We start from the raw sequence: 17,212 nt of genomic DNA on the forward strand, positions 1-17,212 counted from the left end.
CCCACAGCCGGATCAATCGCATCATTCGTGCGTCGTCTGCCTGCTCCGAGAAGCAAGGAACTCTTTCCTATTGTTTCTGCGTTGATGGCAGAGATAGTGCCATCCTCTTCGGCTTTGCCCTCAAGAGAATATGTTGCTTTGGGGAAAAGAGAAGGATCTTCGACGTAGGAAACCTCTCCGCCTTGATTCTTCACCATCGCCTTAAACTTTTGAAGCGCTCTTCCTGAGGTAATCGCGTCGCGAACAAGTTCCTCCGCTTCGGCATCACTCTTCGCGCATTCCCCGGCAAGGAGCATCGCTTTGGCAAGCGCATAACACTCCGCCTTAAAATCGGCAGGACCTTCTCCGCAAAGTGTTTCTATTGCTTCTTTAACCTCCATGGCATTGCCAACGGCACACCCCAAAGGTTGCGTCATATCCGTCACCAGTGCGATGGTTTTCTTTCCATTGTCCTCGCCGATGCCGACCATGACTTCGGCGAGACGAATTGCTTCTTCCGGTGTTTTCATAAATGCACCGGAACCGTATTTGACATCCAAAACAATGGCATCCGAACCGTCCGCCAATTTCTTCGACATGATGGAGGCGGCAATGAGAGGAAGGGAATCTACCGTTCCGGTCACATCGCGTAAACCGTAGAGAACTTTATCCACCGGCGCTATATCTGCACTTTGCCCGATAATGGCTATACCATCGCGTGAAACAAATTCAGTGAACTCCTCTTCCCCAATCTCTGTTCGAAATCCGGGAATACTCTCGAGCTTATCAATCGTTCCGCCGGTAAACCCTAATCCCCTGCCAGAGAGCTTAGCAATGGGCAAACCACATGCCGCAACAATGGGGGCGATTACTAACGAGGTTTTATCGCCGACTCCGCCGGAAGAATGTTTGTCCACTATGGGATGGCGAAGCGCCGGAAAAGACAGGCGATCACCTGAATACGCCATTTCTCTTGTCAGACTCGCCAACTCTCGACTATCCATGCCGGAAAAATAAATCGCCATGAGCAAGGCGGAAATTTGATAGTCCGGAATCGTCTTGGTTTTGACGCCATCCACAAAATAGCGAATTTCTTCGTCTTCCAGCGTTCCTCCATTGCGTTTTTTAAGTATGATATCTACGATATTCATCGTGCCTCCTTGATTAGTGAATAGACTGCGAAGTCAGCGTAATCACAACTAATTCCTGGTCGTTGAACAGACGGAAGGGAAACTTTGATCCCCCCATGCCGGTCGAAACGACCATACTCTGCTTTCCCCGTTGATAAATGCCCTTACTGTACGCTGGGAACAATTTTCGTTCCGGCGACAATACACCTCCTACAATAGGAAGGCGAATCACGCCGCCGTGAACATGACCGGAAAGAATAAGGTCGGCTCCCCAATCCGCATAGGTTTCAAACGGCAAAGGGTTGTGCGCAAGAAGAATGGTATAGTCGTCTCCTTTTTTGCCCAACAGCTCCTCCATGTTTGGCGGCGAAGAGTACTCGTAACACCCCAATGGCTCCATCAGTCCGACAAGACGAATCGTTGCTTCACGGTGTAGCAACGTTACCGTGCGATTCTCCAAACGAATCACACCAATCGCATCAAGCGCCTTATAGAAAGTTTCCGCGCCTTCCATGTTCTCATCGCGATAAAGCTCATGATTGCCGCGAATATAATACGTGGGATACTTCTCGGCGATGGGCTTTAACGCTTCGACCACGTCGTCTACCTTTTTCGTGCGACGGGAAATAATGTCTCCGGTCAACACGACAATATTGGGCTTTGCCTCGTCTATCGCTTCTTGCAGCTTACTTCCTTTTTGTCCGAAGACATTGTCATGTAAGTCCGAAATCTGCGCAATGCGATAGTTGTTAAACGCATTGGGCAAATAGGGACTTTCCACCGTATATTCTGTCGTTTTGAATGTCATATTACTCCGATAAAAAGACCACAGCAGGCTAAAAAAAAGGAGTGCGCTGAGAAGGAGAACGGTCACGCGGTGCCATTTTCCCATCCAGTCGCTGAGCATCCTTTTCTTTTTTCGTTTTCTCGTCGAGCCCATGTATGCTTTATCCCTCACTTGTTCTGCTGATCCAGATAGCGACCTGCTTCGATAGCGGCTGTCGCACCGTCCGAAAGGGCTCCGACAATTTGGCGAACGGTCTTTGTGCGCACATCTCCTGCCGCAAACACCCCTTGCAAATTGGTTTTGGTGTCCTCTCCTGCCACAATGTAGCCGGCATCATCTAAGAGAATCTGTTCTTTATAAAGCGAGGTATTCGGGATCATTCCAATGTAAATGAACAACCCAAAATCCCCTTCGATGGTTTTTTCTTCTCCGGTCACGTTGTTTTTCATCACAAACGAGGATAACGTCGGATCTCCTCCGAGTCGTACCACTTCCGTATTCAATACGACTTGGATTTTTCCAGATGCCTTTGCGCGTTCCTGCAGCAACTTTGTTGCACGTGGTACGGGACCACGATAAAGAATGGTCACCGCATCGCTCAGCGTCGAAAGATAAAGACTTTCATCAAATGCCGCATCGCCGCCGCCGACAACATAGATGGGTAGTCCTGCAAAAAACGGACCGTCACAGGTCGCGCAGTATCCCAATCCTCTTCCGATATACGCATCTTCATGGTCAAGACCGAGTTTGCGCGGATTAGCGCCGGTCGCCAAGATAACAGCTCCCGCTTCCCAAATGGTTTCCTCGGTCTCTACACGTTTGGGCATTCCCTCCAAGGTCACTCGAATCACTTCGCCACGCAGAAACTGCGCACCGAAATGTTGCGCCTGTTCTTTCATGCGAGACGCCAGTACGGACGGATCATTATCCCCACCCGGCATATTTTCAACAACAGCGGTAACCATCATCTGTCCGCCAATGGTCTCCTTTTCCAAAACGACGACCGATTTTCCGCTTCGTGCCGCATAAAGCGCAGCAGAAAGACCGGCAGGTCCTCCTCCGATAATGAGAATGTCCACTCTTTTTTGGTCTTTTCTTGTTTCTTGTGTCATGACCAGAATCCTTCTTCTTTCAGCTGTTCTATTGCCTGCGCAACGCCAAAATCCGATGCGGTAGCGGTAACGCGATCCGCCGCATCCTTCACTTCCGCCAATGCATTGCCCATGGCGATTCCCATGCCCGCTTTGGCAATCATTCGACGGTCGTTAGAATAATCCCCCATGGCACAGATATCTTCCGGCGCAATGCCCAGCGCGTCGGCAATCACCAAGATGCCGTTCCATTTATCCACACGCTCCGCCATGACTTCAATAAGCCCTTTTCCCGACATGGTAACGGTTATAGAGGGAATCTCACGCAAATCGCGCAACAAAGCATTCTGACGCTCCACATCTTCGCCTGTGGAATACTGTATTTTCAACATTTCCTGCGAACCCATTTCCAAGTCGGCACGTTCCTGAATATGGATGTTGCACTGCATCCGTGTACCATATTCGGTTTTAGAGGCGATAAGATGCGCAAAGCGTTCCGGCAAACAGTACGGTGAAAAGAGGGTCTCCTGCGAATAAAAGTGAAAATAAACGCGGTGGCGGATTCCTATCTGAATGAGTTGAACCGCCGTTTGCGTAGGAATGGCTTCTTTATATAGTACTTTGCCATCCGGTGTTGCCACCACTGCGCCGTTTGACCCGATGCAATACGCACGAAGCCCAGCCTGCGCAGCCAAAAACTGCGGCGATCGCAAAACACGTCCGGTGACCAGCGCAATCGTTTTTCCTGCATTCTGCAAAGCGCGAAGGCAATTTCGATTTCGTCCTTTTATACTTCCTTCCACCAAAAGCGTCTGATCCAAGTCAAACGCAAATAGCCTCAACATGTTTTCTCCTCAATGGCAGTGACCGTATATCCGGCATCCGCTACGGCTTGTTTTAAGGCTTCATCGCTGACTTCGTTTGTTAACTGCACTTCGGCAACCGCATTTTCCAAGTCCACCTCTGCATGAACCCCGTCGATGGCATTAAGCGCATCTTGAACATGCTTTTGACAATGCATACAAGACATGCCCTCTATGGATAATTGTTTTTTCATACGCTGCTCCTTTCCTATAGAATGCACAGCCGCGTTCTTCCCTGTTGCAGAATAGTCCACTTTATTCTCATGTTTAACACCATTTCGAAAGGTGTTCTCCTGCAACGACGCTTCGCCTTTATTGTACCCCATCCCTCTCTGTATCGAACGGATGTTTACTACGTGTTTTTTCTCTTCTGGCAAAGAGGAAACATCGTCCTGTTGAACACGAAAACGCTGCAACGTCAGAGCATTCGTCATCACAAAAACCGAAGAAAGGCTCATCGCCGCAGCCGCAATCATCGGATTCAGGGTCACGTTAAAGAACGGATAGAACACTCCTGCAGCAAGTGGAATACAAAGGACGTTATAGAAAAAAGCCCAAAACAGATTCTGTCGTATTTTCGCAGTCGTGCGTGCTGACAGATCGATTGCCGTCACCACATCCCGTAAATCCGAACGGATTAAAACAACATCCGCGGAATCCACCGCAACATCCGTACCGGCGCCAATGGCAATACCCACATCAGCACGCACGAGCGCAGGCGCATCATTAATTCCGTCTCCTACCATTGCCAGAAGACCAGCATGGCTTTCTTGCCATTTACGCAAAAACGCCTCTTTTTCCTGCGGAAGAAGACCGGCAGCAAATTGCTCGACATTAAGGTCGCGCGCGATGGCTTTGGCGGTTCGCTCCGTGTCGCCGGTGAGCATGAGGGGCGTTATGCCACGAGTAGAAATGGCATGTATGGCTATACGGCTGGAAGGCTTGATCACATCCGCAATACCGAATACGGCTGCAATTTTGCCATCCACCGCAAAATAAATCGGTGTTTTTCCTTCATCCGCCATTTTCTCCGCCACGGAAAGAAAGGCATCGACACCAATTCCTGTTTCCTGCATCATTCGCACATTTCCTGCCACAAGCGCATAGGATTTCTCTTCCTGCACAAATCGAGCACTTACCCCCTTTCCAGGGATAGCAGAAAATAACTCCACCGGTTTGGGGAAAATCGATCGCTCTTTTGCCTCTTCTACCACTGCCTGCGCAAGAGGTTGTTCGGACTGCGCCTCAAGCGATGCAGCAAGCCAAAGAATCTGCTGCACGTCGAGGTCGTCAAAAAGAAAGAGATCCGTCATACGCGGGTGTCCTTCGGTAATCGTGCCTGTTTTATCCAGGGCAAGAACCTGAATTTCATGCAGGCGTTCCAGCGCCTCAGCCGATTTAATCAACAGACCATTTTCTGCCGCTTTTCCCGTCGCAACCATGACCACTACCGGCGTAGCTAAACCGAGCGCACACGGACAAGAAATGACTAAAACCGAAATAGCCAAACGGAGAGCAAATGTGAACGGCTGACCTAACGCCATCCAAACCACAAAAGTGAAAAGGGCAATGCCGATGACAATAGGAACAAAGACGGCAGATATCTTGTCTGCCAACGCCTGCATCGGCGCTTTTGTTGCCTGTGCTTCTTCCACCAGCGCAATAATCTTTGCCAGCGTCGTTTCCTCACCCACCGCCGTCGCACGAAATCGAAATGCCCCGACAGTGTTCATTGTAGCTCCTGTTACACAATCCCCTACGTGTTTTTCCACAGGAAGGCTTTCCCCCGTAATGGCGGATTCATCAATACTACTTTGTCCCTCTACGATAATGCCATCCAGGGCAATGCGTTCTCCCGGACGTACAGAAAGAATATCCCCTTTTTCTACTTCTTCAATGGGAACGATGATCTCCTGCTCGTTTCGCCATAGCCTTGCCGTTTTTGGTTGCAGTGCCATCAGAGCACGCAAAGAATCCGTGGTTTTCCGTTTACTGTTCAATTCCCCGTATTTCCCCAAGGTGATAAGGGTTAGAATCGTTCCGGCTCCTTCAAAATACAGGTCGTGGCGATAGTGCATCACGCGGTCTATATCTCCAGAGCCTAATCCATAACTAATTTGAAAAAGGGCAAACACGCCGTAAAAAACAGCCGCTGCCGCTCCGACAGCAATAAGCGAATCCATATTCGGCTGACCGTGACGCAGACTCGTAAACCCATGAAGAAAATAGGTCCGATTAACAAACACAATGGGTATGACAAGCAAAAACTGGGTTAGCGCGTAATTCATGCTGCCTGAAGGACCAAGAAAAAAAGACGGAAGAGGCAAACCGATCATCGGTCCCATAGAGACGAAAAGTAAAAGCAGAAGGAGAGGAACGGAAATCCGCAATCGCTTGCGCATATCTTTTCCTTGCAAAACAAAGGGATCTTCTTCCGTATCGCTTTTTTTATCGTGTACATTTTGTTTCGCTGCTGTATTCTTCTTTTGATGCGCCGAATACCCCACCATTTCAACCGCTTTTTCGACTTTCTCTACCGTAGCCTTTTCGCCGTCGTAAACGACATCCATAGTATTGGTCAAAAGGCTTACCTGCACCTTCTGCACTCCCTCAACAGCGAAAACCGCCTGTTCAACGGCATGTTGACATGCCGCACAAGTCATACCTTCTACGATAAAGCGGATTTTATCGCGCGATGCATCATCTCTTTCGATGATCTCTTGTCTGCCCCGTTCTTTCACGAAATCCGTTAAATTGGTCTTCCGTACGGGAGAATGCTCTTTTCTCATTTGTCTCTCCTTTTCCTCTTGTATCTACCCCACCATTAAGGGAATATGCAAAAAAATATTTTTCACAGCGAACAGAATATTCTTTTTTCGGGTATAGGGATTTCGACAGACATTTTATAGCAACCGCAAGATGATATGCGTCTGACGATGGCGCTGCGGAAAATGTGCTGGTTAAACTGCAGAAGCAAAAGAGAGGAGCTTATATGTATAACGATATCTACGGGTCCTTTGGACCATACAGTCCGACGGACGAAGTATTTAACGCAACTTCCGAGTACATTACGGGGTTTCTTGCTTTCCTCGGTGCGTTTTATTTCCTGTTAGTAATTGCTTTCTTGGTCGTAGGGATTGTCTATTTCATTGCCCAGTGGAAGCTGTACCAGAAAGCAGGGGAAGCCGGCTGGAAATGCCTGATTCCATTTTACAATGAATGGGTACGCATACGCATCGCATTGGGCCGCACCTCCGTCGGTTGGTTCATCCTCAGTCTCGTTCCCATTTTGAGCATCCTTGAACATTACTATATCAGTTTCTATTTTGCCAAGCGATATTCCGGAAAGGACAGCATTGCCCTGCTTTATCTGCTGCTCCCCCTTGTAACGGCGGTGCTCATGGCGTATAGCAACCGCTATCAGTATATTGCCAACCGTGATCGCGTCGATAGCGGTCGTGGTGGTATTGACGGCGACTGGCCGCTTTGGGCGAACGAAGAAAGCTCTTATCGGGCGGATGATTTCTTCTATCGTCCGTTCGGACAAGAAACAACGAATGAAGAACACGTGCGCTACGATTCACGTCATGACAAACATGGTGAACAAGTGCGCAAACCCTACTTTTCTCCGGAAAGCGCGTCGAATGAGACGAACCGTCCCGATTCTCCACAACAGGAAACCGTTGAAGAATAAAAAGGACTTTCCCCGAATGGGGCTAAATCACGTTGTGAATAAAAGCTCGCAAACGAGCGCATTATGTTTCTGACACCTGGACTAAACGCCCGTCGTCAACAACTCGTGTACGGTCTCCAAATCCTCCTCCGGACAAAGCACCAAAATTTCATCTCCACCTTTTAAGGTAGTTTTCCCGTTGGGCGTAAACGTCTTCCCCTCACGCGAAATAGATGCGATGAGCATGGATGGCGGAAGCGCCCAATCGGAAAGCGTGCGCCCGATGTAGGGTGCTTCGTTAGGAATCAGATAATACTGCATAGTCATGTTTTCTTTCTCTCGATCGCTTTTTGCCGTTGAAGAATCAAAGTTCATCGAAAATAAAGACTCATATACCGGATCGGTGCGGCAAACTTTTGCTACCAAAAAGGCGACAATGGCGCACGTTGTCATGGGCAGCATAATCGTAATCGAGCCGCTCATCTCCATAACAAGCATAATGGACATTAACGGCGCCTGTACAACTGCCGTCAGCACGCCAACCATACCGAGATAGAGGAAATTGGTGTAATACGCCGGAGGAAGAATCCCTGAAAACACAGTGAAAAACAAAGCACCGAGGAGAGCGCCAACCGCCAAAACGGGAAGGAAAATCCCCCCTTGCGCTCCGCTGCCGTAACTGACCCAGACAAAGAAGAGACGAATGCCGAAAAAGACAATCAGGGGAAGCACGTCCATAGCCTGTTGCGAAAGTTGTTCAATCAAAGCATGACCGCCACCCAACAGCAGCGGTTCCACGCGTCCGACTATAAGAAGCATTGCCATTATCGCAAAAATAACGATGTAGCGCGGAATAGAAACCTTTTTCATGGTCTTACAGGCATAGAGCAGACCTCGGTTGAAAACGACGCCGACAAGACCGGCAAAAACTCCGATGAGCAACACAAAAAGCAATGCCGTTACCGGAAGCGCTTCTTGAATCTTAAACGCAAACGCCGTTTCCAGCCCCAACACGGAAAAGCTGAAATAATTAGCTACTAAACAGGCAGCAAGACACGGCAGCAAAAACAGATGGGACAAGCTTTTGTGTATCTCTTCCATGGCAAAGAGCGCTCCCGAAAGCGGTGCATTAAATGCCGCAGCAAGCCCGGCAGCAGCACCTGCGGTGATGAGATAGCGCTCCTCCATTTCGGTAACATGGAAGGTCTTGGCAATCTGTTTCGCCCACATCCCTCCAAGCTGAATGGACGGCCCCTCACGACCAAGGGTCAGTCCTCCAGCATTGCCTAAAATGCCTCCGATAAACTTGGAAGTAACCGTCGGGATAACATCCATATCTATTTTGCCTAATAGTTCCGCTCGAATTTGCGGAATGCCGCTTCCACCGCTATAGGGTGCCCAAAGCAGCAGGCGGTGCATAAGATACGCAAAGAGCAAGAAAAGTCCGAAGAAGAGCACAATACGGGAAAAATCTGCTCCGGCAATCCAAGCCGTACGAAGATGATCCACTTGGGTAAGCAGAACGCGATAACATACCGCAACAAAACCGGAAACCAGACCCACTAACAGGCTAAATACCGTCAAGCGCCAGACCAGGCGCTTTTTTTCGTATGCTTTTTTGTTATGAATTTCGGTCATAACGACTCTTCCTTCCGTTCCTGTACCTGCTCGACATTCTCCACGTCCCTCTCGCGCAAAAGCAGATAGGAAATGCCTTTTTTCTTCGCCCATTCCACAAAACGCTGATGGGCGGTAAATAACAACACCTGTTTGTGCTTCTCCTGCGCATAATGGAAAAGAAAGTCCATTGCCTGTTTGGCACGCCGATCATCATAATAAGCAAACGCATCGTCAAAGAACAAAGGAAGATCCTGTTTTTCCGACGCTATCTCGGCAAGCGCAATACGCAGCGAAAAGTAAACCTGATCGATGGTTCCGGTAGACAGCATACGCCAGTCTAAAAAGCCGGAAAAATCCGCCTCTTCTATATGCACGTCCAAATCGGTGTCCATACGAAGTGTTCCTTCTCTTCCACTTACTTCCTGAAAAATTTCCGATGCCCGCTTATTAAGCAAGGGGCTAAATTGATGACGTGCTTTCTCGGTAGCATTCTGCAACGCCTGTTGTGCCAACAACACGGCCTGATATTCTTCTTTCATTTGCTTTTCTTTTTCTTCTTCTTGATGCAGTGTCTGAAGAATACTGTCTGCCAAAGGGGCAGATTTATACTTTTCCTTCGCTTGCGCTTGCTTTGCCGCTAAAGCGACGGCGAGTGTTTCACGTTTTTTTTGTTGGGCAATATACGACTGCTGTGCTTCCTTTACTCGCTCTGCCAGACGAGGATCTCCTTCCGAAGAAAAACCTTTTTGGACAAGTTCGGACGATAAATCGGAAACAGTCCAGTCCGCCCATTGTGGATAGTTTTGCGCAAACTGCTGTTCTTCATGGGCAAGCGCCCATGCCAGCTTATCCCGATTTGCTAAACCATCCTTCCAAAAGGAAAGCGCCTTTTCAGCAGAACAATAATCCTCCACCGATGTTTCCAATAGTGCGGATACTTTTTGTTGTTCTCGCAAACAACTACTATGCCATTCTGCACGTTGTCTTTCGTGTTCTTCCCGTTTCATCGCAAGAATGACTTCCTGCTGACGCTGTTGTCGGCGTATTTGAAGTCTCCGATAAAAAAGACCCCAGATACCAAAAGCACCGGCAAGCCCTGCTGCACCGTAGAAAAACGAAGAAATCGTGTAACCGAGTACAAGAAAGAGCAACGCGAAAAGAAACGGCAACGTTCTTAACGCCACATCCACTATCTTTGTACCGGAAGATTTCTGTTTCCTATCCTGCGAAATGAACGATTCCTGTTGAGAAGGCAGGTTCCCCTCCTCTCCAAGCGCCGTCGCTGATTCTTTTTCCCTCTTTTTTAGCAGCGACTCAGCTGCCTGCCAAGCGGAAAACGCCGCTTCGGCTTCTTTTAACCGCTCATTCGTCATTTTCCCTTCACGCATTTGCAGCCTTTTTTCTGCATGAACAAGCTCCTCGCGTATCGTTTCCTGCTTTTCTCGTTCTTTCAACGCGCGACGCAGATCGCCTGCTTCCCATTCCGCCTGCAAACGAATAAACGTTTCCCTCTTTTCCTGGAGAAGGCGATCACATTCGTCAAGATTTTGCTTTTCCCCCTCAAGGAAATGGCGTTCCTGATGCATTTCTTCTTCCTGAGAAAGGGCATTGCTTCGTTGGTTCTGTAAATTGCGGATGCGCTCCTGCTGTGCGATAAGAAGCCCTCCCTTTCCCCGACTTTTGACAAAAAGATGCTCCGCATCCTGCAATGTTTTGGCAACCGCCGTGGCGGAGATTGTCTCTTCCCCACTTGTCTGAAGATTTAGTAGCCGACTCATCAATTGATCTCCGTTCTTCCCGGTAACAGGCGGTAAAATGCTGCCGGATGATCCGATGTATACACTACGCTTAAAGGCGTCCGCGTCCAAGCCGAAAAGAACCTCGCCAAGGGTCTGTTTTCTTGGCAGTATGATGCTTTTTCCGCTATCCTCCTCCGCCAACTGAACATCGTCTTTTCCATTGGAAGAGCCGAAACGTCTTGTCAGACGATAGCATTTACCATCTTGTTCGAAACGCAGCACGCCAACCGGACGTTCCTCATTTTCTTCGACATAGCGTTTACGTATATTCTCACGGGGATCATTTCCCTGCTTGGACGTGCCGTAAAACAATAGCTGTAAAAAATCCATGATCGTGGATTTTCCCGCTTCATTTTCGCCGTATAGTATCGTTAAGCCGTCCGGCAACGCAGCAGTAAACGTATCGAAACGACCAAAGCGCATAAGATCAATCTGTAAAATGCGCAAGCTGCAGCTCCTTTCCGTCAAAAGCGTCCAATCCCAAGCGCATCGCTCGATCGATTACGCGCTTTTCCTCTTCTGAGGCATTCCGCCGTCGTGCATAGAGCTCTTGCACAAAATATCCTTTGAGACTTTCTTGGTTTTTCAAAATGTCAAGATTCACTTCCGGGCTTCGGGCATCCCGCAGAGAAAGAAAATACAATTTTTCACGCAACGATTCTTCGAGAAGCGCAAGGTCTATCGCATCCTGTTCTGTCAGCGAGCCGGTCAGGTTCAAGCGCAGAGCGATATTCGTAAGAGAAAAACCCTCTGCTTTTTCTTCTATTCGCGCCAAGATGCGTTTCTCCGCTTCCGCATTCGTCATGACACCGGTGCAGTCCACTTCCATGTGCTGAAAGAGCCGTGAAGAAAGCGGATGAAACGATACGGAACAAGAAAAAGGAGACACTTCTCCGGCATAGACCCCTTTGAGACCGGTCTCGTCGAATCCGGAGGCATCCGGACAGCCACTATACGCCAGCGTGGTTTTCCCTATCGTATATAAAGGCGTTCTTTTGTGAACGTGTCCCATCGCTACATAGGTGAAAAAGTCAGAAGGTATATCCGCAGCAAGCAACGGATGATAAGAGCTCTTCGGCGCATTCCAATCGCCGTGAATAACCAGCAGACGTAGGGCATTTTCCGTTTCTCGGCGTTCTTTTTCCCAATCGGCGCAAAGCAGTGATGCCGGCTGATAGGTCCCGGTAAATGCTGCACCATAAACAACGGTATTCCATTGGGGAAAATGTAAACGCTGCATCTCTCCCGAAAAAATATGCATATTAGAAGGCCAAGAAAGCGCATAGGGACTGTCGGGCGAAAAATAATCGTGATTACCCGGCGCAAGTACGACTTCTACTTCATGCAAAGAGGCGATACCGTCCATCACCGCCTGCACCTGTCGGAACGTGATAGAAGAAAGTTCCAAAAAATCCCCGGCAAGCAAAAGCAATTGCGTTTTTTCTTTCGCACAAAGTTCTAACAGACGAAAAAAAGTATGCATAATTTCTGCACTGCGCGCGTTACTTTGCGCACCGAGACCGGTTATTTTTGCTCCGAGATGCAAATCGGCAGCGTGCATAATACGTATTGTAGACATGTTCTCTCCTCTATCTTTTATATTCGGCTCTGGATAGCCGGAACAAAATGCGTTACCATGGCGAGCAGGGAGGATGTTATGGCTAAAAATCATCTTGTACTCATTGAACCGGAAATCCCTTATAATACGGGAAATATTGCACGCACCTGCGTCGTTACAGGCAGCGCACTTCACTTGGTTCGCCCCTTTGGCTTTCGCCTGACCAGTCGTCAAATCGAGCGGGCAGGTATGGACTATTGGGACAAAGTAGATGTCACCATTTGGGACAGCTGGCAGGAATTTGCCACTTTCGCGGACGAAAAAGAGCGTACTGGCACGCAGATTCTCTATGTGGAGACGCGCACGCCGCATTCTCTCGGCGATCTTGTCGCATCGGGCGAAGTCATGATGGTCTTCGGCAGCGAATCGTCCGGTCTCCCCCAGGCAATGATGGATGCACACCCCGAACGTCTGTTGCGCATTCCCATGCTTCCCGGTCAACGGTCGCTGAATCTTTCCAATTCTGCCGCTATTGTGCTGTATGAGGTATTGCGCCAACAAGGCTACGAAGGCTTGACACAATAGTCGCTTTTCTTATTGTAACGCAAGAGACGGGAGCATCAAAGGATGTTCCCGTCTTCGATAGAAGCGCCGTCTTTGTCCATATATACACGTCTTGCCTCCCAGCCCTGTGGCAGACCTTGTGCAAAAGCGGAATCCAGGGCTTCTGTTTTTTCCGTTTCTGCAACACATAATAGCGTCGATCCCGCACCGCTGATGACCGTTCCGATGGCACCGGCTTCCCTTGCTTTTTTCTCTATTTCCAAAAAGCCTGGTATTTGTGGCCGACGATATGGTTCATGCAAGCGATCGGTAAGACCGACACGAAGCTTGTGGCGATCCCCCGTGCGAAGCCCCGAAAGTAAAAAACCGAGCGATGCCAAATTGGCGACAGCATCCGCCCGAGGCACCTTCTCCGGCAATAGTGTACGTGCTTTTTTTGTACTGGAGGAAAAATCGGGAATGAGAACATAAAAGGCAAGACGCTCCGAAACCGGACAAGAACAAGCTCGTACAGTTCCACGTTCGGTTTTAGCTATCTGTAGACCCCCATAAAGCGCTGGAGCAACATTATCGGGATGCCCTTCCACTTGTGTTGCCACCTGCAAAATCGAGGCATCGCTAAATCCGCCGGCTTTTGACTTGGGTGATATCGTTCGCGCCACGGCACGCGCCGCTTCCGCACCGGCGACGATACAGGCGGCCGATGAGCCTAATCCTCGCGTTGAGGGAATCGCAGAGGCAATATACACCCCTATATCGGGAAGAGCAACCTTTGTCGCCTTGCCGTATGCCCAATAGGCATCCAAAACCAAATTGCTCCCCAAAGAATAGCCCGTTTCCTCTGCGGATAGATAGCAGCGCAGAGGCTCTCCATCCGCTTTATCTCGCAAATGAAACGTGAAACGGGCATAGATATTCCAGGCAATTCCTAAACAGTCAAAGCCGGGTCCAATGTTAGCGCTCGTTGCCGGCACGCGTATAGTGAATGCCATATCATACTCCTCTCGCAAAAGACAGAACCGCATCCGATGCATCCGATAATCGAAGACGACAGGCTTTACGCGCCTTGCGTTCCATTAAATGCAAAAACGGATCTGGTACAGGCGTGTGGGAAATCTGAGAAAGCGCCTTCCACTGTTCTTCCAAGGTTTCGGGAACCGCTTCGTGTAGGGCGGACAATACCGTCTCGGTAAACTTATACGGGCTTGCCGTAGAAAGGATAAGACCGTACGAAGCACCGTCTCTGCCTTTTGTCTCTTCTCGTCGATATTTCCTGTAAACAGCAACACCGCAAGCGGTATGCGGATCGATCACCATAGTATCCTGTTCTGCGGTTTCCGCAATGATTTGCTGTACTTCCTCCTCTTTGGCATATCCCCAATACAACTCTTTCCTGTCGCCCAATACCGTATCCCCTACTCGCCCGTCGTTCTTATCGACTGGACTTGGCAGGACAAAGCAATGGTCTTTTTGCAACGACTTCATCAACGTCTTTATTACTTCTGCATCGCCCAGTTCATGGTATAGGAACCGTTCCAAATTGCTGGAAACCAAAATATCCATGGAGGGACTGCTCGTCAACATCAACTCTCGCCGGCAGTCATAAACGCCCGTTTGTCCGAAATCGGTTAACACGTGGTTGCTGTTAGAGGCAACAACGAGTTTTCCGAGCGGCAAACCCATGCGTTTGACGTAATAGCCGGCTAAAAGATCGCCGAAATTCCCCGTCGGGACAGAGACATCGAGCAAATCGCCATAGGTCAGTTCTCCGGATGCCACTAATTCGTAATATGCCGTAATGTAGTAGACCATTTGCGGTACTAAACGCCCGATATTGATGGAGTTGGCAGATGAGAGACGAATCCCCTGTGCCTTTAAGGAATTAGACAAGGCAACATCTTGAAACAATTGTTTCACCGTGCGCTGACAATCATCAAAATTGCCTTCCATCGCATAAGCAAACACATTGTTTGCCTCTGTCGTACACATCTGTCTTTCCTGTGCTTCGCTTACCCCGTCAGCAGGATAAAAAACCAGCACGCCAAAGCCGGGAACGTCACTAAATCCTTCCATCGCCGCTTTTCCCGTATCGCCGGAGGTCGCCGTCAAAATAAGAACGCGCTCATGATCATCAGTTACTTCCTGCGCCGCCTGCATGAGATGCGGAAGCGCGGAAAGCGCCACATCCTTAAACGCCAATGTCGGACCGTGCCAAAGCTCTAACAATGCGCGCCGGTCGGATAAAATACGCACAGGGCATACCGCTTTATGGCGAAAGCGACCGGAGTAGGCGTTTTTCACAACACGGGCAATACGTTGCTCTCCCAGGGAGGGAAAATATATGCCGAAAATCCGTTCTGCGACTTCTGCAAAAGACAGACCCAACCAAGAACGAAAGGGACAGGTCGGAATCTTTTCCGGCACGAATAATCCCCCATCCGGGGCAAGCCCCTGCAAAATGGCCTGCGCATCGCTAACGACAAGAGATTTGTTTCGTGTAGAGTGATACATCATTCCCATCGCAATACCATCCTTCCGGATTTTGCAAGCGCCACAGCACGTTCCTCTGTTAAACATGCCCACTGTGCCCCATGAGGAAGGGCGTAAGTGTCTTTTCTACGCAGTTTTTCTTCCGGTAATAGCCCTGTATCCGGCGCGTCATTGTCGCGCACAAGGTAGCGGGCGGTTCCCTTCTTATGCGTTATGCTTCCACCGGAAAGAGTAATCGACGGCGTTTCGCGCGTAATACGCAGAATATCCGTCCAGACCGCGTTAGCCGTAGCTTCCTGACCACCGCCCAGCCCGAAAAAGCGCAGCGTGCCACTATGTGTTCCTTCCCATTCTGCCATATTATGGATGCCTTCCACCTTTGCAAAAGGATCCTCGGACGATAGTGCTTCCGGCATAACACGAAGCGATGTTAACGCTACGGTAGGTGCGATCTTTCCCATCACAGAAACAGAGGAACTTTCCATCTCTTGTCGCTCGCACACCGCCATCAACTTAATCACCCGTCCTGCGCGTTTGGCAAGGGCAAACTCTTCTTTCCCCAGCGCCAACACACCGATACGCGCCACCTCTTCCGTTGTGACGGATTTATGCAAGAGCATACTCGCCACAATGGCGAGCTTTCGCTGGGCATCGATCCCTGCCAAATCGTTTACAGGATCTTCTTCCAAAACGCCCAACTCCTGGGCTTCACAAACGGCTTCCTCGTGCGTTTTTCCGTTCTGCATGGCGGTTAACACATAATTGGAACTGCCGTTAACAATGCCGCGAAAGGAACGAATGTCATTTACTGCTGTCTGCAGTGTCAACGGGTCTAAAAGCGGAATCCCACCGGCAACCGCCGCTTCAAAACGAAGCCGTCCACCGCCTCTTTCCGCAGCGGAAAGCAGCTCACTAAGCGAGTCTGCTAATGCTGCCTTGTTGGCAGTAACCACCCGTTTTCCTCGAAGCAACGCTTCAGAGATATAGTGAATGGACTGAATCGGATCGCTGGAAACTTCAACAATCGTGTCAATGGAATTGTCTTCCACCAGATGCATGGCATCCGTCGTAAAGAGGGTTTCGGGAGCGGCAATTGTGCGATGACGAATGGTACGAACAGCGATCCCTCCGACCGAGATTGGTTCCCCTGCTGCACGTTCTAACGCCTTGCGACGTTCCATAAACAGGCTGTATACTCCCTGTCCCACCGTGCCGTAACCGATGATTCCCAAACGCATGTTATGCCTCCTCAGCATTCCGCTTTAACCAGGCTTCTGCGATCTGTACCGTATTGGTTGCCGCTCCTTTTCGAATATTGTCCGCAACACACCAGAGATGCACCGTATTGGATCGGGAGATATCCCGACGAATGCGCCCGACAAAAATGGTATCCTTGTGCTTGCTGTCTATCGGCGTAGGATACACGAGTTCTTCCGGATTGTCTTTTACCACAATGCCTTCGATGCGAGAAAGCGCATGACGAATCTCTTCCACCGAAAAGTCGTTTTCCAATTCGACATTCATCGCCACACTATGCCCGTAATCCACCGGCACGCGCACACAAGTCGCCGTAACGGGAAGCTCCGGAAGCGCCAAAATTTTCCGTGTTTCGTGGATCATCTTCCATTCCTCTTTGGTATATCCGTCGGGAAGAAAAA

General features: G+C 49.4%; 14 protein-coding genes. 2 read left to right on the plus strand and 12 right to left on the minus strand.

Translation table 11 applies throughout. The annotated features are described in order from the left end of the window. The 5 genes from RDL68_RS04195 to RDL68_RS04215 all read right to left on the minus strand — a co-directional run. Positions 1-1,130 (minus strand): thymidine phosphorylase (locus RDL68_RS04195; RefSeq protein ID WP_308540427.1); only part of this gene is annotated, 1,130 nt, incomplete at its 3' end. 13 nt (positions 1,131-1,143) lie between these two features. Next, entirely contained in the window at positions 1,144-2,001 is an 858-nt protein-coding gene (locus tag RDL68_RS04200) for a metallophosphoesterase (RefSeq protein WP_308540428.1), read from the minus strand. Positions 2,002-2,063: 62 nt separating this feature from the next. Further along, a complete protein-coding gene (locus RDL68_RS04205; RefSeq protein WP_308540429.1) occupies positions 2,064-3,008 on the minus strand; it encodes an FAD-dependent oxidoreductase in 945 nt (314 codons plus the stop codon). Further along, the gene (locus RDL68_RS04210) at positions 3,005-3,832 is read right to left on the minus strand and encodes a Cof-type HAD-IIB family hydrolase (RefSeq protein WP_308540430.1); all 828 of its coding nucleotides are present in this window, start codon (positions 3,830-3,832) and stop codon (positions 3,005-3,007) included. Before RDL68_RS04210 ends, RDL68_RS04205 begins: the two co-directional genes overlap by 4 nt. Continuing rightward, positions 3,826-6,639 (minus strand): heavy metal translocating P-type ATPase, encoded by a 2,814-nt coding sequence (locus tag RDL68_RS04215; RefSeq protein WP_308540431.1) that lies wholly within the window; start codon positions 6,637-6,639, stop codon positions 3,826-3,828. The genes RDL68_RS04210 and RDL68_RS04215 overlap by 7 nt, the downstream gene beginning before the upstream one ends. Before the next feature lie 203 nt (positions 6,640-6,842). Here RDL68_RS04215 and RDL68_RS04220 point away from each other — a divergent pair, with 203 nt between their 5' ends. Then, a complete protein-coding gene (locus tag RDL68_RS04220; RefSeq protein WP_308540432.1) occupies positions 6,843-7,544 on the plus strand; it encodes a DUF5684 domain-containing protein in 702 nt (233 codons plus the stop codon). 81 nt (positions 7,545-7,625) lie between these two features. Here the strand turns inward: RDL68_RS04220 and RDL68_RS04225 are convergent, their stop codons facing one another. Genes RDL68_RS04225 through RDL68_RS04235 form a run of 3 tightly spaced genes read right to left on the minus strand, consistent with a single transcriptional unit; the run spans position 7,626 to position 12,521 of the window. Beyond that, complete coding sequence (locus RDL68_RS04225) at positions 7,626-9,161, minus strand: ClC family H(+)/Cl(-) exchange transporter (RefSeq protein WP_308540433.1); 1,536 nt, start codon at positions 9,159-9,161, stop codon at positions 7,626-7,628. Continuing rightward, positions 9,158-11,389, minus strand: a complete 2,232-nt coding sequence (locus RDL68_RS04230) for an AAA family ATPase (protein ID WP_308540434.1) — start codon at positions 11,387-11,389, stop codon at positions 9,158-9,160. The genes RDL68_RS04225 and RDL68_RS04230 overlap by 4 nt, the downstream gene beginning before the upstream one ends. Continuing rightward, entirely contained in the window at positions 11,370-12,521 is a 1,152-nt protein-coding gene (locus RDL68_RS04235) for a metallophosphoesterase (RefSeq protein WP_308540435.1), read from the minus strand. Before RDL68_RS04235 ends, RDL68_RS04230 begins: the two co-directional genes overlap by 20 nt. Positions 12,522-12,599: 78 nt before the next feature. Here RDL68_RS04235 and RDL68_RS04240 point away from each other — a divergent pair, with 78 nt between their 5' ends. Beyond that, positions 12,600-13,085 (plus strand): tRNA (cytidine(34)-2'-O)-methyltransferase, encoded by a 486-nt coding sequence (locus RDL68_RS04240; RefSeq protein WP_308540436.1) that lies wholly within the window; start codon positions 12,600-12,602, stop codon positions 13,083-13,085. Positions 13,086-13,120: 35 nt separating this feature from the next. On the opposite strand, the gene thrB is transcribed toward RDL68_RS04240, so the two are convergent. The 4 genes from thrB to RDL68_RS04260 all read right to left on the minus strand — a co-directional run. Then, positions 13,121-14,056 carry a homoserine kinase gene (gene thrB / locus RDL68_RS04245; protein WP_308540437.1) on the minus strand — a complete coding sequence of 312 codons (936 nt, stop codon included), beginning with the start codon at positions 14,054-14,056 and terminating at the stop codon, positions 13,121-13,123. Between the two features lies 1 nt (position 14,057). Further along, on the minus strand, positions 14,058-15,584 hold the full coding sequence (gene thrC / locus RDL68_RS04250; RefSeq protein WP_308540438.1) for a threonine synthase: 1,527 nt from the start codon (positions 15,582-15,584) through the stop codon (positions 14,058-14,060). Then, positions 15,575-16,792, minus strand: coding sequence for a homoserine dehydrogenase (locus RDL68_RS04255; RefSeq protein ID WP_308540439.1), 1,218 nt, complete (start codon positions 16,790-16,792; stop codon positions 15,575-15,577). The genes thrC and RDL68_RS04255 overlap by 10 nt, the downstream gene beginning before the upstream one ends. Position 16,793: 1 nt before the next feature. Further along, the coding region (locus RDL68_RS04260; protein WP_308540440.1) for an Asd/ArgC dimerization domain-containing protein at positions 16,794-17,212 on the minus strand (419 nt) is incomplete at its 5' end.

Source organism: uncultured Murdochiella sp. (genome assembly GCF_902488755.1).
In the GTDB taxonomy this organism is placed as follows: Bacteria; Bacillota; Clostridia; order Tissierellales; family Peptoniphilaceae; genus Murdochiella.

What these genes read in the sequence shown, in the direction of transcription:
- RDL68_RS04240 (WP_308540436.1), top strand. Translation starts at nt 12,600, where the DNA reads ATGGCTAAAAATCATCTTGTACTCATTGAACCGGAAATCCCTTATAAT.
- thrB (WP_308540437.1), bottom strand. Translation starts at nt 14,056, where the DNA reads ATGGCATTCACTATACGCGTGCCGGCAACGAGCGCTAACATTGGACCC.
- RDL68_RS04215 (WP_308540431.1), bottom strand. Translation starts at nt 6,639, where the DNA reads ATGAGAAAAGAGCATTCTCCCGTACGGAAGACCAATTTAACGGATTTC.
- RDL68_RS04205 (WP_308540429.1), bottom strand. Translation starts at nt 3,008, where the DNA reads ATGACACAAGAAACAAGAAAAGACCAAAAAAGAGTGGACATTCTCATT.
- RDL68_RS04255 (WP_308540439.1), bottom strand. Translation starts at nt 16,792, where the DNA reads ATGCGTTTGGGAATCATCGGTTACGGCACGGTGGGACAGGGAGTATAC.
- RDL68_RS04235 (WP_308540435.1), bottom strand. Translation starts at nt 12,521, where the DNA reads ATGTCTACAATACGTATTATGCACGCTGCCGATTTGCATCTCGGAGCA.
- RDL68_RS04210 (WP_308540430.1), bottom strand. Translation starts at nt 3,832, where the DNA reads ATGTTGAGGCTATTTGCGTTTGACTTGGATCAGACGCTTTTGGTGGAA.
- RDL68_RS04200 (WP_308540428.1), bottom strand. Translation starts at nt 2,001, where the DNA reads ATGGGAAAATGGCACCGCGTGACCGTTCTCCTTCTCAGCGCACTCCTT.
- thrC (WP_308540438.1), bottom strand. Translation starts at nt 15,584, where the DNA reads ATGGGAATGATGTATCACTCTACACGAAACAAATCTCTTGTCGTTAGC.
- RDL68_RS04220 (WP_308540432.1), top strand. Translation starts at nt 6,843, where the DNA reads ATGTATAACGATATCTACGGGTCCTTTGGACCATACAGTCCGACGGAC.
- RDL68_RS04225 (WP_308540433.1), bottom strand. Translation starts at nt 9,161, where the DNA reads ATGACCGAAATTCATAACAAAAAAGCATACGAAAAAAAGCGCCTGGTC.